Source organism: Agrobacterium genomosp. 2 str. CFBP 5494 (assembly GCF_900013495.1).
Classification (GTDB): Bacteria; Pseudomonadota; Alphaproteobacteria; order Rhizobiales; family Rhizobiaceae; genus Agrobacterium; species Agrobacterium pusense.
Genome location: NZ_LT009720.1, coordinates 266,086 through 289,438, shown reverse-complemented (window position 1 = coordinate 289,438; position 23,353 = coordinate 266,086). Strand labels below are relative to the sequence as shown.

The following is a 23,353-nucleotide window of genomic DNA, read 5'->3' as shown; positions in this document are numbered from 1 at the left end:
CGGACAGAGGTTTGGCCACCAGCGCATATAGTAAGGAGTAACAACGGTGGCCCGGAGGACTCTTCTCAAGCCTCATGATCGACAAGAGCTTTTCGGCATTCCAACTGATGAAGACAGTCTGATCCGTCATTATTCCCTGTCGTCGGCCGATCGGCTGGAAATCGAGGTTCGTCGTCGCGAGCATAACCGGCTCGGCTTTGCGCTGCAGCTCTGCCTGATGCGTTATCCCGGCCGTGCGCTTATCGCCAACGAAGCCCTTCCCATGCCGATGCTCAACCATGTTGCTGAGCAAGTCGGAGCCGATCCAGCGTCATTCGAATTGTATGCTCGCCGCGAAGAAACACGCATGAACCACGCCGCACGCCTGTTGGGCTATCTCGAAATGAGAAGCCCTACAGGCGAGGATCGACGCGCAGCGCTCCTGGCAGCTATCGACACAGCTTCAACGACAGACAAGGGAGCGATGATCGCAAATGCAATCATTGCCACGTATCGGGAGCGCCGGGTTCTGCTGGCGGCAGTGACCATGATCGAGCGCATGGGGTTGGCAGCGCGCGCAATCGCCCGCCGCCGTGCCGAGGCCGCGCTGATCTCGGATCTCGATCCGGACAAGCTCGAAGCCCTCGATGCCCTATTGGCTGTTGATCCTGCAATCGGGCAGACGCGCTTCCATTGGCTGCGTTCCGCTCCCGATGCTCCGGGAGCGGGGAATCTGGTCGGTTTGACGGAGCGTATCATGTTCCTGCGTTCGCTCGGGATCGATCCGCGCTTGCAGGCCCGCATCCCCTCCGGACGATGGGACCAGATGGTCCGGGAAGGTGATGCAGCACCGGCCTGGCTCACCGGCGAATTTGGCGCCAGCCGCCGGCGTGCGACGATCGTGGTGCAGATCATCAAGCTTGGCCAGAAGCTCACCGACGATGCAATGACCATGTTCATCAAACTGATGGGCCGGCTGTTCTCCCAGGCGAACAACCGGAAGAAGCAGCGTCACATGAGCGCCCGCATGGAAACGTCCAAGGCGCTGCGGCTGTTCCTCGATACGATCGTTGCCTTGCAGGCCGCCAATGATGCCGATGAAGATGCGATCGAGACGGTAAACCGGCAAGTCGGCTGGCATCGGCTGCTGCAGATCAAACCCGGCCTTGAGGCGATGGTGGAGAGCGCCAACGCTTCGCCGTTGGTGCTGGCGGCCGAGCAACATGGAAACATCCGCAGGTTCGCCGGCGCGTTCCTTCAGGCATTCACGTTCCGCTCGCGTCGCCGGCACGATCCGCTGCTTGCGGCGGTCGCGACCCTGAAAATGCTTTATGCGGAAGGGCGTCGTATCCTACCGGATCGCGTTCCGGTCGGCCATCTGGGTGCGAACGAAAGAAAACTGGTCTTCGAGGATAGCAAGCCGGATCGGCGGCTTTATGAAATCGCCACCTTCGCTCATCTACGGGACCGGCTGCATTCGCGCGATGTGTGGGTCGAGGGCAGCCGGTCATTCCGGCCGATAGACGAAGATCTCATGCCGAAGCCAACCTTTGTCGCCCTGAAGGACAAAGATCAGCTTGGCCTTGGTGTCCAGACCGACTGCGCTGCCTGGCTCGCGGACGTCCGGGAGATGATGGACGTCAACCTCAAACGGCTGGCCTGGCGAGCCCGTTTCGGCAAGCTCGATGGCGTCAGGATGGAAAACGGCACGCTGATCGTGACGCCGCTGACCGGCGATGTTCCCGCCGCGGCGGAAGTCATCAATACCGAAATCACGCAGATGTATCCTCTGGTCGAGGTGCCCGATCTTCTGCGGGAAGTGCATGAGTGGACGGGGTTTGCCGACCAGTTCACCCATGTCCGGACGGGAGATGCACCGCAGAACATCGCTGCCATGCTGGCCGGCGTGCTTGCCGATGGCACGAATCTCGGCCCGAAACGCATGGCGGGGGCGTCGAAGGGGATCAGCGCCCACCAGATCGGCTGGATGCGCAGCTTCCATGCCCGCTCCGAAACCTATCGGGCCGCGCAGGCCTGCGTTACCGATGCCCATACGCGCCATCCGCATTCGCAGATCTGGGGCGACGGAACGACAGCCTCATCCGATGGGCAGTTCTTCCGCGCCAGTGACCGGGCCGCTAGGCGCAGCGATATCAACCTGCACTATGGCAGTGAGCCGGGCTCAAAATTCTATAGTGGGCTTTCCGACCAATACGACAGCATCCTGCCGATCAGCCCGACCGAAAGCGAGGCCGTCTATGTGCTCGACGGCCTGTTCGACCATGACACGGTTCTGGAGATCGAGGAGCTGTTCACCGATACCGGCGGCGCCAGCGATCATGTTTTTGCGCTGTTCTGCCTGATCGGCAAGCGCTTCGCGCCGCGCCTTCGCAATATCAAGGACCGGAAACTGCACACCTTCGAGAAGGCCGATAGCTATCCGGCGCTGGCAAATCATATCGGCGTGCCGATCAACACCGCCCTCATCATGGAACATTGGGACGAACTCCTGCGCCTTGCCGCCTCGATCACGACGCGCACCGTCGCGCCGTCGGCGATCCTCAAGAAGTTCTCCGCGTCGTCGAAATCCAGCGATCTGGCCAAAGCGTTGCGTGAACTCGGCCGCATCGAGCGCACCCTGTTCATGATCGAGTGGTATTCCAGCCCGGCGCTACGCCGGCGTTGCCAAGCCGGGCTCAACAAGGGCGAGGCCGCTCACAAGCTCAAACGCGCCGTCTTTTTCCACGAGCGCGGCGAGATCCGTGATCGCTCCTTTGACAGTCAGGCATTCCGGGCTTCAGGCCTCAACCTGGTGGTCAGCGCTATCGTCCATTGGAACACCGTCTATCTCAGCCGGGCAACGGCTCATCTGCGCCAGCAAGGCCGAATTATCCCCGACGAGTTGCTGAAACACGCCTCGCCCCTCAGTTGGGAGCACATAAATCTCACCGGCATCTATTCCTGGGACACCGAGCAGCAGATGTTCGAGGGCTTCAGGCCCCTGCGGCTTCCCGGAAAAATCCTTCGCGCAGCGTGAATGTTCAGGGTTCGTTCGAGCTTAGCGCAGGATTTTGAACAGACCTTGTTCCGACCCCTTTCAGTCAGGCGACCAGCGTGGCTACGACCTCATAAGGCCCCACTTTGCACGGTATGGCATCGTGCCAGTCTCGGGGCTTCGCTGTCATGTGACGCCGGAGACGGAGGCGCGCCTTGCATCACTCCCACTTCCTGTTCATCCGTTTCCCGATGCGACGCGAAGATCCAGCACCGAAGGGTTACATGAAAATACGCCGCTGTAAAAGCCTAGCTGTAGCTGACATGAAATTCGACCTGGAACAGAGCTGATGACCGACCAGGCAACAAACGCAGAAGCCAGGAGAACGTCGGACCGATATCCCGGCACACCTGATGGGCGATATTTCGTCGTTCGTGGCAGGCTATGGCGCAAGAGCGATCCCAGGCTCAAAGAAGCCACGCCGGAAAGATTGGTCAGAGAGTTGATGTCGGCAAGAAGGGCCGTTCGCGACGCCAGGGGCGACCCTGATGCACTTGCAAAAGCGCGACGTCTCGTTGATGATTCCAAGGTTGCTCTCGGCGAGCGCGGTGCTCCATGGTGGAATGACGGCGCGCCGGATTATAATCGACACATGGCCAAGAACACGCCTCATGCCGAGTGGTTCGCCAGCCTTGAACACTGCTAGGCCGGCGTTAAAGCAGCAACGGCGCCTCGGGTGCCGTTTTCTTTTTCGCCCACAGCTCGCTTGTCCGCTCCATCGTCACCAACTCGGGCGGAAATGTCCGCTTCTGGAATGCGAGCGCATCGTCGAAGCTACCGTGGAGCCACTGTTCGTACTCGTCGGGATGCAGCAGGACCGGCATGCGATTGTGCACGGGCTGTGTCGCTTCGTTCGCGTCCGTCATGACGCCGGAGTAAACCGGCCCCCATTCATCGCTGATCCGCCACAACCCCTCCCAGGCGAAGACCGGTTGGTCTTTCAGAGAGAACCAGGTCCGGGTCATCCTGCCCTTCTCACCCTCCGCTTCTGCAAATCCCGTCACGGGGATCAGACTCCGCCATTGCGGCTTTCGGGCGAGGCCGATCCACATGCCTTTCGCAAGATCCGCGATGTTGTTGACCGGCTTCGGCTTCGCTTCCGGCTTCATGCCTTTCAGGCGCAAAGGGAATCCCCAGACCATCGAGCGAAGTTCGCGAACGCCTTCGGTCTCCATCACCACCATGCCGGGAGTGCCCGGATATACTTCCTCCGGTGCGTTGGACTGCATCGGGTTTGGTACGCGGAAGTGCGCGGCCACTTCCGCGGCGGACAGACGGACGGTGTACAAGTTACACATTCTGCAGACCTTTCGACTGAAAACCTTGGTTACATAAGCATGTTGTCCCGACGCGGTGAAGCCTTGGAGGGCGAAACGCCACTTTGCCAGCGATCGCGCGTATGCAGGATTTCAAAATCATCCACTGACGGCGCCTCGCGAAACTGGAAGGCGATCACGTCCTCGATCGAACCGTGAAGCCATTGATCGTATTCATCTGGCTTGAGCAGAACCGGCATGCGGTCGTTGAACGGCCTGATCTTCTCGTTCGCGGTCATGGTCATGCCGGCGAAGACGGGGCCGAAGTCGGGCGTGTTCTTGCAGAACCCAGCCCAGGCCATCAAAGGTTGGCGGTTCCTCGAAAACCACGATCCGGTTTTTGCCCCTTTGACACCGTCGGGGTTGGCGAAGTGTGTCAAAGGGATCAGGCAGCGATATCTGGGATGAACGACGATTCGATCCCAAAGCGGATTGGTGAGATCGGCAACAAGGCCTATTCGGCTCGGGGGCTCGCCTTCCCGTCGCATATCGCGTGTCTGTCGCGGAAAACCCCATGGGATCGACTTCAGCAGCCGCAGTCCGTCCTTCTCCAACACGATCAGCCCGTTCGTGCCTTCGACCGTTTCGCTTGGCACCTCAAGCGCCGGCGCCATGTCGACCGCGAAGTGGGCGACAATCTCCTCCAGGCTTTTGGTGACTGCAAACAGGCGCGACACACCGGTCTCCTCAGTGGAAGTTTCTGGATTTGATTTTCAAATTATCGATATGGAGATCCGGTATATAGATCTCTCGCGCCTGCACGACAGGCTTTGGATCATCCCGTGGATCCGGTCCTCCTCCATGCTTGACCTGGTCGCCGCACCCATGGGGAAGCGGGAAGTCACCGAGGCCGCCGTCCCGGTTCCCGACGCTTGCGAGGTCGGTCGAGGGCGTTATCACGTTGTTCGACTGAGGCCGGACGAAGCGCTTTCAGTTAAACTCAGGCAGTTGCGTCGGTCACGGCCTTCCGGTGCGCCATGGCACGGATCCGATGAATGTGTGTGGCGAGGGCGGAGTGTTTTTGATGCGACGGGACGAAATGATTTCTAACCGCTGAAAACACGCGGACAAATTGTTGCAGACTGCCGACGGATCGGAAGCCCTGCATCACCCGTTCTCGTTTTCGCAGCGGCAGATGGGAATTTTCCGCACGGTTGTTAAGGCCCTTGTGTGATCTATGTTCAATGGCCGGCATCACATCTCGCTTTGCCGCCCCGTATGAACGCAGTTTATCGGTGACAATCCTCTTTGGCGCGAGGCCTTGCTTCTTCAGCAGCCTGATCAGCAATCGCTTGGCAGCCTTGGTGTCTCGACGGGTCTGCACGATCTCGTCGAGAACATATCCGTCCTGGTCGACGGCTCGCCAAAGCCAATGCTTTCGCCCGCCGATCGTCACGACCACTTCGTCCAGATGCCAGATATCCTCTCACGACGGCGTCTTTCTGCGCAGTCGCTTTGCGTAGGCCGCACCGAATTTCCGGCCCCAGCGCCGGATCGTTTCGTAGGACACGACGATGCCGCGCTCCAGCAGCATTTCTTCCACCAGCCGCAGGCTTAACGGGAACCGGAAATACAGCCAGACGGCATGGGCGATGATATGCGGTGGGAAACGGTGGTTCTTGTAGCTGATGGTCGGCGTGCTCATCACGTCCGGTTATCCGTCAACCGTTAAGCCACGAACAACGTGACAACGCCGTCCGGCCAGATCAGGCCTCGGGGTCGCACATCGTTAAGCAGGAACGGCCCTGTCGGACTAAACACCTAGGTAGAGAAGCCGGCGCGTCGATGCCAGCATCACCCCTTCCCAGTATGAGGGGTCCGATGCAGAACTTCAGAGGCAAACCCGACGAGTTCTCGAATAAAGAAGTCGAGTACAGTAGACGGCTTCTCCCCGAGGCGGGTGGCTATGATGAAAGGCGACTTGATCTGCGCGTGTCTCGCCAGAACCGAACGGAAAATGCCCTTCTGCACCCAGTCGGCCGCATAGTGATCCGGCAGATATCCGAGATAGCGGCCCGACATGACGAACATCGCCTGCGCCTCCATATTGGAGGCCGATGCCCGCGCCCGCGCCTTCGGGAAATATTGCAGTTCCCGCATATTCGCATAAGGCCGCACGACAAAATCGAACCCCTCCACCCGCTCCACCGAGATCTCGTCTTCCTCCAGGGTGAAAAGCGGATGCCCCTTTGCACAGTACAGGGAATGGGTCTCGTCGCGCAGGCGCGATAGCTTCAATCCCTGATAGGGTTCGGTTTCCGGCAGAATGGCGATGTCGAGGCCGCCATTGGCAATTTCCGACAGCAGCGCATCGGGCGAATCGATGACCAGTTCCAGTCGCGCTTCCGGCGCCCTGTCGCTTATTCGGGCGATGATGCGGTGGATGGGGAGATCGGCATCGGTGATCGTGTTGTCTACGAGACCAAGCCTCAGCGCTCCCGTAATGCGGTTCTTCAGGCTCCCCAGATCACTCTCAAAGGCATTGAGCGCCAGAAATACCGACTTCGACTGTTCATGGACGATCGCGCCGCGATCAGTCAGCTCGAAGCCGCCCCTTCCGCGACGACAGAGCTTGAAGCCGAGCCTGTCTTCGAGCGCCTTGATATGAAAACTCACCGCCGACTGGCTGAGCCCGAGCGTGATCTGTGCGCCGAGGAAGCTTTTATGCTCCACCACGGCACGGAAAACGCTTAGGGACCGGAGGTCGGATTGAGCCAGAAGCATGAGCGACACCTTACATCATAATTTCTGATGTGAACTTCATATTTTTCCTATTTTTTTGCGCTGTTGTCCATGGTTTCCTGTTTCCCGCAACACTGAAAACGGGGAACGGAATCATGAAGCGTCTATCGACAACCAAAGCTCTTCTCATTGGCACAGCGCTCGTGGCCGCGCTGACGACCTCCACCGCGCAGGCCGCAGACGTTCTGGAAAAGGTGAAGTCCGACAAGGTATTTACCGTCGCCACCGAAGCGCGCTTTGCACCTTTCGAATTCGTCGAAGACGGCAAGATCGTCGGCTACTCGGCCGACATCATGGCTGAGGTCATGAAGGCATTGCCGAATGTCACCCTGAAGCGGCTGGACCTGCCCTGGCAGGGCATTCTGCCGGGTCTCGCGGCCGGCCGTTTCGACTATGTCGTTACGTCGGTCACCGTCACCCCGGAACGCATGAAGGCCTACCACCTCTCGGCCCCGATTGCGGATGCGACCATGGCCATTCTCAAGCGCAAGGGTGACGCTGCGATCACCACCCCGGAAGACATCGCCGGCAAGGCAGTCGGCTCGCAGGCGGGTTCGGCGCAGCTGGCGGCGCTCGAAACCTTTGCTGGAAAGTTGAAGGACGGCGGCAAGCAGGCCGTGACGGTTTCCACCTACACCGACTTCTCGGAAGCCTATGCTGATCTCGGCGCCGGCCGTATCGAGGCTGTCGTCAACTCGCTTCCGAACCTCCTGGAAGCGGCACGCCAGCGCCCTGACGCGTTCGAGGTGGTTCTGCCGACATTCGGTCCGAAGACCTATTTCGCTTGGGCCGGCCGTAACGATGCAGACAGCGCTGCGCTGAACACGCTGATCGACGGCGAACTGGTCAAGCTGAACAAGTCCGGCAAGCTGGCCGAGCTTCAGAAGAAGTGGTTCGGCGCTCCGATGGAACTTCCGGAAGCTCTCCCCGCCGCTGAATAAGGCAGGCACAGGCAGGTCATGGAAAAGACAGTCGCACATATTTGGCCGGCGCTTCTCGATGGCCTGATCACCACGCTAACGATCAGCCTGGCGGCGCTTCTTCTCGGAGCGCCGCTCGCCCTCCTGCTGGCCGCGGCCGGCCGGAGCGGTCCATGGGTCAAGGCGCTGGCCGGGATCTATCTCTCCTTCTGGCGCGGAACGCCGATCCTCGTCCAGTTGCTTGTGATTTTCTACATTCTTCCCTTTGTCGGGCTGGAATTGGAACCTGTCGTCGCGGCAACCGTGGCGCTGGCGCTGAATACCGCGGCCTTCCAGTCGGAAATCTACCGGGCCGGCCTTCAGGCGATCCCGAAAGGCGAGATCGAGGCGGCCCGAATGCTCGGCCTCTCGCCCGGCCGGATCTTCCTGCATATCGAGGCACCGCAGGCTTTCCGCACCATGCTGCCGGCGCTGGTGGGTGAAATGCAGGCTCTGGTGAAGAATTCCTCGCTCGTCTCCGTCATTGCGGTCACGGACCTGACGCGTTGCGCCCAGCAGGTGGCGGCCTCCACGTTCCGGCCGCTGGAAGCCTATGCCTCCGCACTGCTTCTCTATGTCGTGGTCGGCATGCTCCTTGCCGCAGTGGGCCTGCTGATCGAACGACGTCTCTCGCATCGGAGCGAAGGCCAATGACCGGCTTCCTGAACGACGCTCCGCTCTACCTTGCGGGCCTCTCGACCACCGTTACGGTATCGATCTGCGGCATCATCATCGCCATTCTTCTCGGCATCGTACTCGCTTGCGCGCTACGCAGCCGGTTTCGGCTGCTGTCGCTTGCCGTTCGTGCCTATGTCGAATTCGCTCGGGGGGCACCGCTCGCACTCGTGCTCTTCCTTCTTTATTACGGCGGCCCGCAATTCGGGCTGCTGCTCAGCCCTTACGTCGCGGGCATCGTCGGGCTCGGCGTCTATGGCGCCGGTCCGTTCGCCGAGATCTTCCGGGCCGGGCTCAATGCCGTGCCGAAGGGAGAGCGTGAAGCGGCAGAGATGCTGGGCCTGACGCGGGGACAGTGTTTCCTTCATGTGGAACTGCCGCAGGCACTGCGGCTCACCCTTCCCCCGTGCGTCGGGCAGGCGATCGCCCTCCTGAAGGAGAGTGCCGTGCTTTCCGTCATCACGCTCGGCGAACTGACCAAAGTGGCCGGTACGATCAGCTCGATCACCTTCGCGGTCGTCACGCCCTACCTCACCATCGCCCTCCTCTACTGGGCACTCGTTGAAATTCTGTCGAGGCTCGGGCGCGTTCTTGAGCGCCGCTTCGCCGTGAAAGGCTCCTGACATGACGCTACCGGCGGCGATTTCCGTACGCGGACTTGAAAAACGCTTCGGCGACAAGACCGTATTGCGCGGCATCGATCTCGACATTCACAGCGGCGACGTCACCTGCATCATCGGGCCCTCCGGCTCCGGCAAGAGCACATTGCTGCGCTCGCTCGCCTTTCTCGATGCCTATGACGCCGGAGAGATCCGCATTTTCGGCAAGATGCTCGGATGGCGCGACACGCTGCTTGGCCGCGAACGGGCCGGCAACAGGGAACTGAACGAGGCCCGCAGCCCCATCGGCATGGTCTTCCAGCATTTCCATCTTTGGCCGCATATGAGCGTTCTGGAGAATATCACTCTCGCATTGCGGCTGGTGCACGGTTTCTCGCGCGCAGCAGCCGAAGAGACCGGGCGCGAAATGCTGGGCAAGGTCGGCCTTGCCGCCTTTGCCGAACGCCGGCCGGAAAGCCTGTCCGGCGGCCAGAAGCAGCGCGTGGCAATTGCCAGAGCGCTGGCGGTCAGGCCGAAGGTCATGCTTTTCGACGAGCCGACATCGGCCCTCGACCCGGAACTTGTCGGCGAAGTCCTCTCTGTGATGAAGGCGCTGGCGGCCGAAGGCATGACCATGGTCATCGTCACCCATGAAATGGGCTTTGCTTCCCATGCAGCCAATCGGGTCGTCTTCATGGATGCCGGCCAGATCGTCGAAGAGGGCGCCCCGCAGGTGCTTTTCAGCACCCCGGAAAGCGACCGCCTCTCCCAGTTTCTGCAAACCTGGCGCGAACGCGCGCTCTAGTGCCTGAAAAGGAATGACTATGACGACCCACGGCTATGACAACGGAAGGCTCAACCTGCCCTTCGTCGGCATTTCGACCTTCGCCAAGAGCCCCTATGTGGAAAACTGGGACCAGATCGACGCAGATGTCGCTATCCTCGGCGCGCCCTTCGACTTCGGCACGCAATGGCGTTCGGGCGCCCGTTTCGGGCCACGCGGTATCCGCGAGGCATCGACTCTTTTTGCTTTCGGCCATGCCGGTGCCTACGATCATGAAGACGACGTCACCTATCTGGAAGGCGTCCGCATCGTCGATCTGGGTGATGCCGATATCGTTCATACCGACACAATGAAGAGCCACGCCAATATCGAATATGGTGTTCGCAAGATCCTCGCAGCCGGCGCACTGCCGGTCATTCTCGGTGGCGACCATTCGATCAACATCCCCTGCATCAACGCCTTCAGCGAGCAGGAGCCGATCCATGTGGTGCAGTTCGACGCGCATCTCGATTTCGTCGACGAACGTCATGGCGTCCGCTTCGGTCACGGCAGCCCGCTGCGCCGCGCCTCGGAAAAGCCGTGGGTCACGGGCATGACGCAGCTCGGCATCCGCAACGTCTCCTCCACCGCCAAGGAGGGCTATGACTATGCCCGCGCGCAAGGCTCCGACATCCTCTCGGTTCGCCAGATCCGCAAGCTTGGCCTCGATGCCGTCCTAGAGCGCATTCCGGCCGGCAAGCGCTATTACCTGACGATCGATATCGACGGTTTCGATCCCTCGATCGCGCCTGGTACCGGCACCCCGAGCCATGGCGGCTTTATCTATTACGAAGTCCTTGAGCTGATCGCCGGCCTTGCCAAGCGCGGGAGAATAGTCGGTGTCGATCTCGTCGAAGTGGCACCGGATTACGATCATACCGGTTCGACGGCGATACTCGCCGCTCAGCTATTGCTCAATACGATTGGTCGAATATTTATAAACAATAGCAAATGAAAGTGTAGGTCGCGCAAGCAGAGGCGGGAGCGTGACCCTCTCGCCTTTCGAAAGGGCTTTGTTTAATGGGCGAGAAATGAGGACGGTTTGGTCAACCAGCCAAAACTCTTTAATCCAGATCGAAACTTAGAAGCTCTTCCCACTTCACACTCCAAGGACATCAGCTTGATCGAGCGCGCGATAGGATTTCTGGTCTCTAAGCAGCAAGAAAAGATGACGTCACCATCTCAATTTCGGGTAGTGTGGAAGTTATCTAGTTTTTATATCGTCGTGCTGACGGCGTTTGCCGTCGCATTATATGCCGCTTGAATTGCCGTATACATGCCACTCATATGCGCGGATAATCAGAACGTTCCCGTTCGTAACCCAGGCAGAAGACTTCACGCGTGGTCCACCTGGAGGCAATCAGTCCTCAAGCGTGAGGGCGAGTGACCGTAGACACGGCGAAATGAGCGAGCCATATGCGATGCGCTGCCAAAACCGACATCAGCAGCAATGTTGACGAATGGCCGCGATGTACTCGTGACAAGTTGCTTTGCGCGACGCAACCGCAAGAGGCAATATGCCTCTGCAGGCGACATGCGTAAGTCCTTGTAAAACAGCCGCTCAAGCTGTCTCCGCGAAAGGCTTACAGCGCTTGCAAGATGTTCGATCACAATGGGATCTGCCAACCGCTGCTCCATTAGGATCAAAGTCGCATTTACCCTGGCGTCTAGGGCACTCTCCCGTTCACCTTCGGCAATCGGCGGCTGGATGGGCACCCTCGTTTGGCTATCCCAATTATCACGTGGTTTACTGATTTGAAGGATGTCTAGGGCGTTTTGTTCAGCATCGCGACCAAGCTTTGAACGAACGATGGACGCGGCGAGGTCAGCAGCACTTGCACCACCGGCACAGGAACCGAAGTAGCCATCGAAATTGAAGAGACGATCGGGTCGGACCTTCAAGGAAGGATATCGCTCGCGAAATTCGTTATAGTGGAGCCTACTCACGCAAGTTTGTAAGCGGCAAGGAGACCCCATCTGGCGCGGCTGATGCTGAGTAGGGTATGTCGGGCATACGAGTTCTCTGAATGTGAGGATCTATGTCTAGACCTGCGGCTAGCCTTGGGTTGATGCGAATGATCGAGGCGGTGCCCGATCGCCTTGACGGGTCGCCGCGACAGTTGCGGCGGTTCTGGTCCGACGAATTCAAGGCCACAGCGGTTGAGCAGGCCTGTCAGCCCGGTGTGAACATGTCTGCCGTGGCGCGGCAGATCGGTATCTTGCCGTCCCAACTCTACCGCTGGCGTAGAGAACTGTTGGGCAGTGATGAGTCTGGACTAGCAGCACCAGTTGATCCGCAGAGAGTCGCACCTGACCCCGACCCCGTCGTCGAAATCGACATTGACGGTATCGTCGTGCGGGTCGGCCGGCATGTTGAAGAAGCGCATCTGCAGCGTGTCATCCGAGCGGTTCGCTCAGCATGATCCCCGCAGGTGTAAAGGTCTTCCTGGCCAGCCATCCCATCGACTTCCGCAAAGGGCCGGACAGCCTGCTGTCGCTGGTGCGGGATGCTGGCAGTGATCCGTTCAACGGCTCGCTTTATGTCTTCCGGGCCAAACGGGCCGACCGGATCAAGATCGTCTGGTGGGATGGATCCGGGGTTTGCCTTTACGCCAAGCGGCTGGAGAAGGCGCAGTTTTGCTGGCCGCGGATAGGCCACAACCGAGTCCAGCTCAACCATGCCCAACTCATGGCGCTCGTTGAAGGCATGGACTGGAAACGGGTGCGTTCGGTGGCGGTGAAGCCGCCGGAGATTGTTGGGTAAATGCCTGCGGCAAAGTGAATCAACCGCCTGAAAGGGCAGGAAAACCGGAGCAAAATATGCTCTAGTAGACGTCATGACGCCGCCCGATCTGCAGCTCCCGGATGATATGGAGACCCTGAAAGCTATGGTCCTTGCCATGGCCGAGAAGGCAGCGCGCACCGATGCTCTTGAGAGCGAGGTCGCAGACCTGAAAGCCAGAAACGCCGATGCTGATGAACGCATCGGACGACTGACCCAGATCCTGAAAGCCTTTGATCGTGCCCGCTTTGGCCGGCGATCAGAAAAACTCGGCTCTCCAGGCATCGATGATGAGCAGCAGGCCTTTGTCTTCGAGGAAATCGAGACCGGCATCGCTGCGATCCGAGCCCAGGTCAACAAGGGCGCAACCCATCCCGACAGCAAACGTCCGCCGCGGCCGCGCAAAGGCTTCGCACCGCATCTGGAACGGGTCGAAGTGGTGATCGAGCCGGATGAACTGCCCGAACACGCCGGCAAACAGAAGGTGCTGATCGGAGAAGACGTCTCGGAGCGACTTGACGTCGTGCCGGCGAAGTTCCGCGTCATCGTCACACGCCGGCCGAAGTATGCCTTCAAAAATGAAGACGGCGTCATTCAGGCCGCCGCACCCGCGCACATTATCGAGGCGGGCATTCCGACGGAAGCGCTTCTCGCGCAGATCGCCGTCTCGAAGTATGCCGATGGCCTTCCGCTCTATCGGCAGGAGGCAATCTATGCCCGCGACAAGGTCGAGCTTGACCGGAAGCTGATGGCTCAATGGATGGGTAAGCTTGGCTTTGAACTTGATATCCTGGCCGACTACATTCTCGCCGAGATCAAGAAGGCTGAGCGTATCTTCGCTGACGAGACGACGTTGCCCACACTCGCGCCCGGATCCGGATCGGCCAAGACGGCCTGGCTTTGGGCTTATGCCCGCGATGACAGACCCTTCGGTGGCAGTAGCCCGCCGATGGTTGCCTATCGCTTCGAAGATAGCCGTGCTGGCGATCGGGTCGCCCGGCATCTGAGTGGCTATCGCGGTATTCTGCAGGTTGACGGACATGGTGCCTATAACAAGCTTGCCAGATCTGACGGAGGCAATGACGGCGTGATGCTGGCCTACTGCTGGTCCCATAGCAGGCGCAAGTTCTACGAGCTCCACGCCTCAGACAGCTCCAAGATCGCCACCGAGACGGTGGAACTGATGGCGAAGCTCTGGCAGGTGGAAGAAACGGCTCGCGGGCAAAGCCCTGACGCCCGTGTCGCCGCGCGCCAGGCGACATCTGCTGCGGTTGTCACGGAGCTCTTCTCCCTCTGGCAGAAGACCCTACCGCGGATCTCTGGCAAGTCGAAGCTGGCCGAGGCGATCCGCTATGCCACCTCGCGTCGCTCCATCTTCGAGCGCTTTCTCACCGACGGCCGCATCGAGCTCGATAACAACATAGTCGAGCGTGCAATCCGGCCCCAGACAATTACCAGAAAGAATAGCCTCTTCGCCGGCAGCGATGGCGGTGGAAGGACTTGGGCAACAATCGCCACGCTCCTTCAAACAGCGAAAATGAACAATGTCGATCCGCAGGCCTGGCTCACCCAAACACTCGAGCGCATAGCCAATGGTTGGCCCAGCAGCGATCTCGATGCACTCATGCCCTGGAATTACACGCGCTGAACGGTCTCAGCTTGCCGCTTACGCAAGTTTCGTGCCGTCCCAACAATCCAGCCTCGGCGAGGACGAAAGATCCTGTGCAGACTCCAATCAGCGGAATTCGCTTCCGCGCCGCCAATTGAATATATTTAAGGGTCGCGTGGTCACAGGCGATCTCTTCGGAGAGAAGGCCACCGACAACAACTATCATGTCGAACTCATCAGGTTCGACGAGCCCTACGGTAGGTATGATGCTGATACCGCAACTGGATTTGATGAAGTGGCCAGTGCTGCTTATCACTATAGTCGCCGGGAGCGATCCAACTGATCTCCAGCAAGGCGAAGTGTATCGACGAAAAGAGAAAACGCCGAAAGCGTGAACGAACGGCTTAGGATGAAACCAAATCGCAAGCGGCGTCTTGTGCCAGCCGACCTCTCCCGCTTGGGGCCCTCCACATTTAATGTCCCTCCAGAGGGGGGAGTAGCGCTTCCCGTCATAGCGATAAACCGGTCTCGACGTTCAGTCCGATGCTATGAGCATCATATCTAAAATGGCATCTCAAGTCATAGTCCTCTCGACTTCACGCTTCAGGAACAAGCGTCCCCGCTGACGGCGGCCTGCAAATAGCCACGTCCGAGCCAACGGGCCGAGTCTGACATCTCCCAGTGTTGGCGCTGCAAGGCGCGTGGTCAACACCATCTCATTTTCGGTCCTAACTTGTATCCCACAGTCGTTCCGTCGTAACCGACAGATCTGAATCTATCCATTCAGCATGTTCCCTGAAGAATTGGCACTTTCCGTCATCAATGCGATAGATCCAGGATGTAACGCAAGTGTGGCATTCACGATAATGTTCCTTCGACCTTCAAGGCGCAACTGCATGCGGTCTTCCAATTCGAAGAGTTTGTCTGTCGTCATACGTCCGCACGAAGAAGGTTACAACGCATGCCCGCATTGACCGTTCGAGAGCCGGTTCTGCCGGAAGACCTCAGCCTTATCCAGCACGTCTTCGACGACGCCTGCGACAGCCACCGAATTCTTAAATCGAGCGAAGACGCCGCAGCCCTGGCGCTGATCCTGGTGCGTCAGCTTCAGAAAGGCCGCCTCGACAAGGCGACCTTGAGGCTGGTGATCGACAACATGGTCGAAGCGCGCTGAGGCCGGTCAGCTTGTATCGCCTGCCACCTCAGCAACTATAGCCTTCAGTTGCTCCGGATCGAATGGCTTCGACAGCAATCGTGCACCTTCCGGTATATTGTCTGGAAGGCCACTCTGGCCGCTTGCGACGACGATACCAAGCTCCGGATTGATCAACCTCGCGGCATTCGCAAGCTCAGCGCCGCTCATTCCGGGTAGGCCAAGGTCCGTGACAAGCACATCGAAGCGCTGTCGCGTGATCAGATCAAGAGCATCCTCACCGCTGCCAGCCTCCTCGATCTCATAGCCGGCCGATAACAGCATATCGACCATGTCCAGGCGGATGAGCGCGTCGTCCTCAACGACCAGAACCCTGATTGTCTCTGGCGTGACGTCTGGCGCCGGCTTCGTCGGCAGCATAGTCTGTGGCGAAGCGGCATCAGATCGCGACTGATTTCCGAGAACCTGACGAATTTTGCGTGCCATCGCCTCGCGCGTATATGGCTTCGATAGAAGCTCGACGCCGGCGTCCAGCCGGCCATGATGGACGATGGAATTCTCCGTATAGCCGGAGGTAAACAGTACCGCGAGACGCGGCAGGCGCTGCTTTGCCTTTCTCGCAAGCTCTGGGCTTGTCAGCGATCCGGGCATAACGACGTCGGTGAAGAGGAGATCGATCGCGATACCGCTTTCGACGATCGCCAGAGCGCTTTGGGCGTCCGAGGCTTTCAGAACGCGATAACCGAGGTCGGTCAACAGATCGATGGCGGTATCGCGAACATGATCGTCATCTTCGACCACGAGCACGGTTTCCGTGCCCCCGGCCACCGGTCCAAAATCCTGTCGGACTTCGGCATCCTCGGTTGCCAGGGCTCGTGGCAGGTAGAGCTTGACGGTCGTTCCCTGCCTGACTTCACTATAGATCTTCACGTGACCGTTCGACTGCTTGACGAAGCCGTAGACCATGGACAGACCGAGACCGCTGCCTTTTCCTTCTTCCTTGGTCGAGAAGAATGGCTCAAACACCTGTTCGAGGACGTCAGGCGCGATCCCTGCCCCCGTGTCCGTCACCGCCAGCATGACATACTGCCCCGCCTCGACCTCCAGGTGATTGCGCGCATAGGCTTCGTCGAGGAAGGCGTTGCCGACTTCTATGGTCAGCTTACCGGCGCCGGCCATCGCGTCACGGGCGTTGATCGCAAGATTGAGGACGGCGTTTTCGAGCTGGCTCGGATCGATGGAAGTATTCCACAAACCGCCGGAGACGATCGTTTCGACTTCAATCGCCTCGCCGATCGACCGGCGCAAAAGATCGTCCATTCCGGTAAGAAGCTTGCCGAGATGCACCACCTTCGGCTCAAGCGGCTGGCGGCGGCCAAACGCCAGCAGCTGGCTTGCGAGCTTAGCGCCGCGGCCGACACCCGCGAGCGCATTGGTGATCCTGCGCTCCGCCTTCTCGTTTCCTACGACATCTTTTGCCAGGAGATTGATGTTGCCGGAAACGACCTGCAGCAGGTTGTTGAAGTCGTGGGCGACACCGCCGGTCAGCTTGCCGATCGTCTCCATCTTCTGGGACTGTTGCAAAGCCTTCTGCATTTCGAAGAGCTGTGCGGTTCGCTCCTCGACGCGCGCCTCGAGATAGGCGGCGCTGTCGGCGAGAGCCACCTCCGCCTGTTTCTGATCGTCGATATCGGTATTGGTGCCGATCCAGTGCAGAACGCCGCCGTTTTGCGCCAGAACGGGAACGGCGCGAGCGATATGCCAGCGATAGGTGCCATCATTCCGGCGCAGCCGAAACTCGGTCTGATAGGTCTGGGCTGACGTTCTCGCAGCATTCCATGCTTCGGATGCAGCTTCGATATCGTCCGGATGGACCATCCCGGCCCAGCCGCTCCCACCGAGTTCCTCACTCGTCATCCCGCTATAGGCAAGGACCTGGTCGTTGAACCAGTCCAGCAACCCGTCGGCGCCAGCTGTCCAGACATGGTTGGGCATGGATTGCGACAACGTCCGGAACCGCTCCTCGCTCTGGCGCATGCGCTCTTCCGCTGCCTTGCGGATGGTGATGTCGAGAAAGAGGACGGCGAAACGGTCAGGGCCCACCTTTCGAGCATGCGCTTCATACCAGCGGTTCCCCAAGGCCGGGACATGAACCTCGAACTGCCGAGCTGTTCCTGTTTCGACGACTTCACCATAGGTGGCGATCAGGTCGCTCTGGATGCCGGGGATTGCCTGAGTAACCGGTTTCCCGACGGTTTCTGCAGCGACGAGGCCTGTCTGCCGTTCAAATGCCGGGTTGATATCGATGAACACGAAATCGATTATCTTGCCGGCATCGTCACGCATGATATCGGCGGTGAAGAAGCCCTCGTGCATCTGCTCGAACAGGCCGCGCCAGCGTTCTTCGCTCTGTTGAAGCGTGACCTCGGCTTGCTTGCGCGCGGTGATGTCGAAGGCGATGCCGACGAAGCGGCGCTTGCCGGTCCGCTCGCTCGATACCACCTGTCCGCGCCGTGCAATCCAGCGAACCTCTCCGGTAACCTGGTCGATCCGTCGATATTCGGCGTAGTCCAGCGGATTGCTGTTAGCGAGCCTCGAGGGGCCTGATATTGCCCGGTCGTCGGGATGAAGCAGGCTTACCAGCAAGGTGTCGGTCACCGTCGTATCGGCATCAAGCCCCCAGATTCTTCGATATTCGTCGGAAAGATCTAGCTCGCCCGTTTCCGGATACCACTCGAAGGTGCCGACACCACCGGCCTGCTGGGCAATCGCCAGGCGCTGCTCGGTGCGGACGCGATGGGTTGTGTCCTTCAGGATCGCCAGCACGCCAAGGGGCACGCCGTCATGATCCCGGACCGGGCTGAAGTCGAGGTTCAGCCAGACATCCTGAAGCTCGCCATTGCGCTCGATGACAGCATGCCGGTCGCGAAACGACAGGGTGCGGCCGTCGAGCACGATCCTGACAACCCGGGAATTGAACGTCGCAAGCTCAGGCCATGCCTCGGAAATCGGACGACCCAGGAAATCCGGATGGCGTTGACCGGCGAAGGCGGCGTAGGCGTCATTGTAAAGCATGACGCCGTCGGTTCCCCAAAGTATCGCCATCGGCACGCCGGCGCTCATCACCAGACTGAGCGTCTGCTCCAGGACCGGTGGCCACGCGATCCGTGGCCCAAGGGGCGTGAAGCTCCAATCCAGATTGTCGATATGGGTCGCAAACCCACCGGATCGGTGGTGTTTTCTTTTTGAATTTTGTTCGTTCATGGTGCTCGGCAAACAGTTTCTGTCCCGAGCTCATATCAGACTGCGGCAAAAATGTGAATCACTCTCCACTGCCTGTCCGCGTGGCTGTAGAATACGCCGGGACAACCCCCTGTTGCCAAGCCATGCCCGCCAGAGCTTGAAGTCGAACAACGGAGGGGTCCTCCACTCGGACCGCTTGTCCCTGCACTTTTCCATCCGCCACCTACATTAGTATTAGCTGTTCAAACAACATACTTGTTCGAGGAGAAGCAGGTGGCTTATCGGGTCCGGGTTCAAACGGTCATGAGACGTGCGACCGACGACGTCTGCAGTCAGATCACTCACCTCGGCGGCGCCGGCGCGACGCATTGGAAATTGCCCGTGGAAGAGGTTATCCGGCAGATAGAGGCGGGAGAACGCGAGTTTTACGTCCAGCGGCCGATCGGCGACGAAGTCGATCTGTTTGTTGCAGTCGGCCCGGGGAAGAAAAAATACCTGATGACCCTCGCTGACTTCGACCAGCCCAAGACTCTTTTGAACCTGCCATCTTGCTTCGACAGTTAAGAACTCCGGGAACAATTTTCCATGATTAGACTTCTTTACTTGAGACCTGCGTGATGCGAGACAGTTGGGAAACGCCTGTCAAAGTCATGTTCAACGGAGATACACGCGATAGCGCGAGCACCATGGATGCCGCCGACTGTGTCTTCAGTTGCTGCCCCGAAGAATCCGGGCCAGTCTATGACACCGCCATGCGATGCTTTGCCGAAGTCTTCGATGAACGGCAGTCACCGACTAAAGCAAGAGATGCGTTTGTCGAACTGATCGAAAGCAGTCCATCCATCGAGATCGTCGCAACACGGTGACAGCTATGATCAACGATTTGGTGCAAGCCCGCTGTTTCAGTCAACGTGCTTGCACGTCAGGCGCTTGTTGCCGCGCCCTCCGTCTCACCATGCTGCAGCTTTGAGAGTGGCGCCTGAAACCTCATCATCACCCCAGACGGCTGGTAGTCTAGGGAAACATCGCCGTAAGCCTTCAGGCTGGATACGACCAGCCGCGATCCGAACCCGGTCCGCGTTGGCTGCTCGACTTCAGGGCCGCCGGACTCCTCCCACCTGAACGTGAACTGCTGCGCACCGTCTTCATCGGCAACCGACCAGGTGACGGAAACCTGACCCTCAGCCCCGGACAGAGCACCATACTTCGTGGCATTGGTGCCGAGTTCATGCAGAACGAGAGACAGTGAGAGAGCGGCCTGCGGCCCGAGCAGCACCGGCGATCCCTCGAACCGCAACCTCGGGCTACCTTCCAGACCCAGGCTGACAGCGGAAGCTTCGACGACTGCGGCGACCGTGGTGCTCGTCCAGTTCTCATGCAGCAGGATGTCATGTGCCCTGGAATAGGCTGCGATACGCGATTGCAGGGCCGCACCGCCCTCCTCGATCGAGCCGGCGTTTCGAAGAGACTGCGTGATGATCGACTGGACGACAGCAAGAGAGTTCTTCAGCCGATGATTGAGCTCATGCATCAGCAGCTTTTGCCGCTCGACGGCCTGCCGCTCCTCCGTGCGATCACGAAGGATTTTGAGAAAGCCTTCCGCCGATCCGTTTTCCGAGCGCAGAACCATCATCTCGCCAGAGGCCCAGAATTGCGTGCCGTCCTTGCGCAGGTGCCAACGCTCGTCGGCGCCGCGGCCCTGCTCAAGGGAAGACTTCATCTCAGCTTGCGGGATACCGGCCCGCCGATCCTCAGTGGTGAAGAAAATCGCCGCCGGCTTGCCTAGCATTTCTTCCTCGTTCCACCCCAGGATGCGGGATGCACCTTCGTTCCAGATCGTCACAAGTCCGTCGAGATCCATCGAGACGATGGCATAATCGATAGCGCTGTGCAGTACGGCCTCGAGGAAGCGTTCGCGCGCCGATGCCCTCTTGCCGTTTCGCTCGATTGGTTGATCCATCACTTTGCCCTAAGCCCCGTCCTTGCGTCCACCGCTCTATCACAGGTTAATACAGGTAAAATCAAGGCGTCAACGCCTTCTCAAGCAACAGCTTAACAAGACCATTCCGAGAACGGATCGCGCAAGCCAACCTGGATGCGTGACAGAGGTGCCGTCAGCCTCCAGACGACCCTGCCGTCTGCGAGGCTCCAGGCTGCGTGTCCCGAAAGAGCGGACGGCACCAGCCGACAAAGAACCAGCCTGCCAAACCCTTCGTCTTGCGCCAAGAGGTCAGCGTATTGCAGCGCTGGTTCGGACCAACTCAGCTCGAATTCGACCGGGTTACCGTCCTCAGCCGATGATAGCTTCCAGCTCACCGATATACCCTCGCTCTCTGTCAAACCGAAGTGCATCGCGTTCATGATCAATTCGTGGAGCGCCATGCCGATATTGACTACGGCATTGGCATCAAGGGCGATCTCCGGTCCAGGTGCCTGGACAGGATAGACATCTTTAAAGGGTTTGAGCTGATGCGCGATGAGGTCGGCGAGGCTGACGCCGGCCCAATCGACCTGGGAGAGGAGATCATGCGAGTGGGAGAGCGCCATGATGCGTTCGCGGATCCGCTTCTCGAAATCCTCGATCGATCCGGACCGTCCCGCCGTTTGGCGTATCACCGCAAGTATCACGGCATACTGGTTTTTGTCGCGGTGATTGATCTCGCGCATCAGCAGGCGAAGCCGGCGCTCGCTCTCTCGCATCTGCGTGACGTCGCGGGCGATGCTCGACGCCCCCATGAGCTGCCCGTCCCGGCTTTTGATCGGTGAAATCGTGATAGAAATCGGAACCAGTCGCCCGTTACGATGGCGCCGCGTGGTCTCGAACGTCTCGGGTCGCTCGCCGACTTTCAGGCGGCGAAGGATCTCTGCCTCCTCATCCCGCTTGTCGTCCGGGACGATCAAGTAGATCGATTGTTCAACAGCTTCCGCCTCGCAGTAGCCGAACATTCGCTCGGCGGCCTTATTCCAGCTGACGATCGTGCCGGAGAGATCCTTGCTGATGATCGTGTCGAACGACGACTCGACAATGGCCCCAAGGCGTTCTTCGGTATGTTTTTCCATGTCCGATGAGTTTCACTGTTGAGGCTGCTGCCGGGACATTTAGGTGCCGGTCTCAGAGATCAAGTCATCGGCGAAGACAATTTTTTATCGCATTGAGGCAAGTCGGCGTGCCACAAGCGCAAAGCGCCTTCATCGACAAGACAATTCAACTCCTGATTCCTGGCGTCCCGCTTATGGGACAGGCATAAGGCTTGGGAGCCTGTACCCCGGCCATAAACGGCCGCGGGCTCATTGCAACAAAAAGCCGGAATGCTGCGTGGCAGCTTCCGGCTCGTTTGAAACGGGTGATTGGCCCGGGACTATCGGACGACCTGCACCACGGTATGGGTGCGAGGGTCAATGATCACACGCTGGTCATTAACCACCGCGTATGCGTAATGCTCGTTGCTCGGAACAGGCGTCAACACGACCGTTTCGGGAACGGGCTTACCCACGACGATCTCCTGGCTCACGGTCACCGGAGCCGGGGCGGGTTGCTCCTGAACATAGGTTACCACTTCCTGTGGCGGTGGATCGATTGCGGTCCCAACAATGGCGCCTGTCACGGCGCCGCCAGCGGCACCTTTAACCGTTCCATCCTGGGCAAGCGCACCAGCGCTGCTTCCGAGTAGGACTGCGATTACCGCAGTAGAGGCGAGAATTGTTCGACGCATTGGTTTTCTCCTGTTCGGTTACCAACGACAAAAGAAGCCTTTTCGAGACTTTTGGTTCCCAACGTCACGTCACGAAATACAACAATTTGAAACAGTTACGGCGTGCAGGTCATCGAACAAGCCGGCAAAACGATCATTCTCAATTCCGGATTCAAGCTATCCTTTGAGCCGCTCACACAGCTCACAGAGGAGTGGAGAACGGTCGCTACATTAGGAGAAGAGCATGACGAACGCCTGCGAATCGTCCTACCGATCGATCAAAACATGCGTGGAGTAAACATGATTGATCCGCTCTCGGTTGAACCATTGTCCGTCTATTGGGCACGGAGAAAGACGCAAGATGCGGAAGGCGACGAATGCGAGGTCGTCCAGATCAGCACCGTGTTCGGGCACGCACGCGACTATTGGAGCGTCGCAGTGCTTGGTTCGGATCAGCATTATTCCCTGCACGACTTTGAGTTCGTAGCTCCCATCCGTGCTCCAGACGTGGACGCCGAGAACTAGGCTTTTGTATGAGTGACGCTCATGCAAGATTTCCCGCAACGTGCGAAACGCGTTTTGTACCGGTCAAGTTCTGCATCATTGCGTTGGATACCCATTTCCGGATCTTCTTTCCGCGAGGCCATTTGCCTTCGGCAGGAACGCCGGCGCGCATGGGTCGTCCGCAGGCTTCAGCCGACCGCACACAAGCAAGTGATGGTTCGC

General features: G+C 59.0%; 22 protein-coding genes and 2 pseudogenes. 14 read left to right on the top strand and 10 right to left on the bottom strand.

Features of this window, described 5'->3' with window-relative positions; all coding sequences use genetic code 11:
• Nucleotides 1-46 precede the first annotated feature (46 nt).
• A complete protein-coding gene (locus AGR2A_RS25875) occupies nucleotides 47-3,016 on the top strand; it encodes a Tn3 family transposase (protein ID WP_072495356.1) in 2,970 nt (989 codons plus the stop codon).
• Between the two features lie 307 nt (nucleotides 3,017-3,323).
• Nucleotides 3,324-3,680 (top strand): hypothetical protein, encoded by a 357-nt coding sequence (locus AGR2A_RS25870; protein WP_072495357.1) that lies wholly within the window; start codon nucleotides 3,324-3,326, stop codon nucleotides 3,678-3,680.
• Nucleotides 3,681-3,687: 7 nt separating this feature from the next.
• Here AGR2A_RS25870 and AGR2A_RS25865 read toward each other — a convergent pair whose 3' ends face one another.
• The 4 genes and pseudogenes from AGR2A_RS25865 to AGR2A_RS25845 form a co-directional block, all read right to left on the bottom strand.
• Nucleotides 3,688-4,332, bottom strand: a complete 645-nt coding sequence (locus AGR2A_RS25865) for an SOS response-associated peptidase (protein ID WP_072495358.1) — start codon at nucleotides 4,330-4,332, stop codon at nucleotides 3,688-3,690.
• Nucleotides 4,333-4,361: 29 nt separating this feature from the next.
• Complete coding sequence (locus tag AGR2A_RS25860; protein ID WP_072495359.1) at nucleotides 4,362-5,027, bottom strand: SOS response-associated peptidase family protein; 666 nt, start codon at nucleotides 5,025-5,027, stop codon at nucleotides 4,362-4,364.
• Nucleotides 5,028-5,290: 263 nt separating this feature from the next.
• A pseudogene (locus AGR2A_RS25850) lies at nucleotides 5,291-6,008 on the bottom strand (IS6 family transposase).
• A 136-nt stretch (nucleotides 6,009-6,144) separates the two neighbouring features.
• A complete protein-coding gene (locus AGR2A_RS25845) occupies nucleotides 6,145-7,074 on the bottom strand; it encodes a LysR family transcriptional regulator (protein ID WP_072495375.1) in 930 nt (309 codons plus the stop codon).
• 113 nt (nucleotides 7,075-7,187) lie between these two features.
• On the opposite strand from AGR2A_RS25845, the gene AGR2A_RS25840 reads away from it, so the two are divergent.
• The 5 genes from AGR2A_RS25840 to speB are packed head-to-tail and all read left to right on the top strand — an operon-like array spanning nucleotide 7,188 to nucleotide 11,103.
• Nucleotides 7,188-8,033, top strand: a complete 846-nt coding sequence (locus tag AGR2A_RS25840; protein ID WP_072495360.1) for a transporter substrate-binding domain-containing protein — start codon at nucleotides 7,188-7,190, stop codon at nucleotides 8,031-8,033.
• A gap of 18 nt (nucleotides 8,034-8,051) precedes the next feature.
• A complete protein-coding gene (locus AGR2A_RS25835; RefSeq protein WP_072495361.1) occupies nucleotides 8,052-8,705 on the top strand; it encodes an amino acid ABC transporter permease in 654 nt (217 codons plus the stop codon).
• The gene (locus tag AGR2A_RS25830; protein ID WP_072495362.1) at nucleotides 8,702-9,349 is read left to right on the top strand and encodes an amino acid ABC transporter permease; all 648 of its coding nucleotides are present in this window, start codon (nucleotides 8,702-8,704) and stop codon (nucleotides 9,347-9,349) included. The genes AGR2A_RS25835 and AGR2A_RS25830 overlap by 4 nt, the downstream gene beginning before the upstream one ends.
• 1 nt (nucleotide 9,350) lies before the next feature.
• Nucleotides 9,351-10,130 carry an amino acid ABC transporter ATP-binding protein gene (locus tag AGR2A_RS25825; protein WP_072495363.1) on the top strand — a complete coding sequence of 260 codons (780 nt, stop codon included), beginning with the start codon at nucleotides 9,351-9,353 and terminating at the stop codon, nucleotides 10,128-10,130.
• A 19-nt stretch (nucleotides 10,131-10,149) separates the two neighbouring features.
• Entirely contained in the window at nucleotides 10,150-11,103 is a 954-nt protein-coding gene (gene speB, locus AGR2A_RS25820; RefSeq protein WP_080823529.1) for an agmatinase, read from the top strand.
• A gap of 380 nt (nucleotides 11,104-11,483) precedes the next feature.
• Here the strand turns inward: speB and AGR2A_RS30415 are convergent, their stop codons facing one another.
• On the bottom strand, nucleotides 11,484-11,786 hold the full coding sequence (locus AGR2A_RS30415) for a helix-turn-helix domain-containing protein (RefSeq protein ID WP_353615852.1): 303 nt from the start codon (nucleotides 11,784-11,786) through the stop codon (nucleotides 11,484-11,486).
• A gap of 437 nt (nucleotides 11,787-12,223) precedes the next feature.
• On the opposite strand from AGR2A_RS30415, the gene AGR2A_RS25810 reads away from it, so the two are divergent.
• The 3 genes from AGR2A_RS25810 (at nucleotide 12,224) to tnpC (ending at nucleotide 14,578) form a co-directional block, all read left to right on the top strand.
• Nucleotides 12,224-12,571 (top strand): transposase, encoded by a 348-nt coding sequence (locus AGR2A_RS25810; protein WP_107328138.1) that lies wholly within the window; start codon nucleotides 12,224-12,226, stop codon nucleotides 12,569-12,571.
• Entirely contained in the window at nucleotides 12,568-12,912 is a 345-nt protein-coding gene (gene tnpB, locus AGR2A_RS25805) for an IS66 family insertion sequence element accessory protein TnpB (RefSeq protein ID WP_037095105.1), read from the top strand. The genes AGR2A_RS25810 and tnpB overlap by 4 nt, the downstream gene beginning before the upstream one ends.
• A gap of 73 nt (nucleotides 12,913-12,985) precedes the next feature.
• Nucleotides 12,986-14,578, top strand: coding sequence for an IS66 family transposase (tnpC, locus tag AGR2A_RS25800; protein WP_080823177.1), 1,593 nt, complete (start codon nucleotides 12,986-12,988; stop codon nucleotides 14,576-14,578).
• 16 nt (nucleotides 14,579-14,594) lie between these two features.
• On the opposite strand, the pseudogene AGR2A_RS30485 reads toward tnpC, so the two are convergent.
• Nucleotides 14,595-15,010 (bottom strand): annotated as a pseudogene (locus tag AGR2A_RS30485) (DJ-1/PfpI family protein); the annotation flags it as partial.
• Between the two features lie 490 nt (nucleotides 15,011-15,500).
• On the opposite strand from AGR2A_RS30485, the gene AGR2A_RS25790 reads away from it, so the two are divergent.
• A complete protein-coding gene (locus tag AGR2A_RS25790; RefSeq protein ID WP_072495259.1) occupies nucleotides 15,501-15,713 on the top strand; it encodes a hypothetical protein in 213 nt (70 codons plus the stop codon).
• A gap of 6 nt (nucleotides 15,714-15,719) precedes the next feature.
• On the opposite strand, the gene AGR2A_RS25785 is transcribed toward AGR2A_RS25790, so the two are convergent.
• On the bottom strand, nucleotides 15,720-18,956 hold the full coding sequence (locus tag AGR2A_RS25785; RefSeq protein ID WP_080823527.1) for a hybrid sensor histidine kinase/response regulator: 3,237 nt from the start codon (nucleotides 18,954-18,956) through the stop codon (nucleotides 15,720-15,722).
• A gap of 252 nt (nucleotides 18,957-19,208) precedes the next feature.
• Between AGR2A_RS25785 and AGR2A_RS25780 the strand changes: the two genes are divergently transcribed.
• Together AGR2A_RS25780 and AGR2A_RS30405 are read left to right on the top strand one after the other, a co-directional pair.
• The gene (locus AGR2A_RS25780; RefSeq protein WP_137067665.1) at nucleotides 19,209-19,499 is read left to right on the top strand and encodes a DUF3892 domain-containing protein; all 291 of its coding nucleotides are present in this window, start codon (nucleotides 19,209-19,211) and stop codon (nucleotides 19,497-19,499) included.
• A gap of 53 nt (nucleotides 19,500-19,552) precedes the next feature.
• Nucleotides 19,553-19,801 carry a DUF982 domain-containing protein gene (locus AGR2A_RS30405; RefSeq protein WP_080823526.1) on the top strand — a complete coding sequence of 83 codons (249 nt, stop codon included), beginning with the start codon at nucleotides 19,553-19,555 and terminating at the stop codon, nucleotides 19,799-19,801.
• A gap of 56 nt (nucleotides 19,802-19,857) precedes the next feature.
• On the opposite strand, the gene AGR2A_RS25770 is transcribed toward AGR2A_RS30405, so the two are convergent.
• The 3 genes from AGR2A_RS25770 to AGR2A_RS25760 form a co-directional block, all read right to left on the bottom strand.
• On the bottom strand, nucleotides 19,858-20,895 hold the full coding sequence (locus tag AGR2A_RS25770; RefSeq protein ID WP_072495258.1) for a sensor histidine kinase: 1,038 nt from the start codon (nucleotides 20,893-20,895) through the stop codon (nucleotides 19,858-19,860).
• Nucleotides 20,896-20,987: 92 nt separating this feature from the next.
• Complete coding sequence (locus AGR2A_RS25765; RefSeq protein ID WP_072528631.1) at nucleotides 20,988-21,995, bottom strand: sensor histidine kinase; 1,008 nt, start codon at nucleotides 21,993-21,995, stop codon at nucleotides 20,988-20,990.
• Between the two features lie 299 nt (nucleotides 21,996-22,294).
• On the bottom strand, nucleotides 22,295-22,648 hold the full coding sequence (locus tag AGR2A_RS25760; protein WP_080823525.1) for a DUF1236 domain-containing protein: 354 nt from the start codon (nucleotides 22,646-22,648) through the stop codon (nucleotides 22,295-22,297).
• A gap of 102 nt (nucleotides 22,649-22,750) precedes the next feature.
• On the opposite strand from AGR2A_RS25760, the gene AGR2A_RS30220 reads away from it, so the two are divergent.
• A complete protein-coding gene (locus AGR2A_RS30220; protein ID WP_225246563.1) occupies nucleotides 22,751-23,152 on the top strand; it encodes a hypothetical protein in 402 nt (133 codons plus the stop codon).
• Nucleotides 23,153-23,353: the final 201 nt, after the last annotated feature.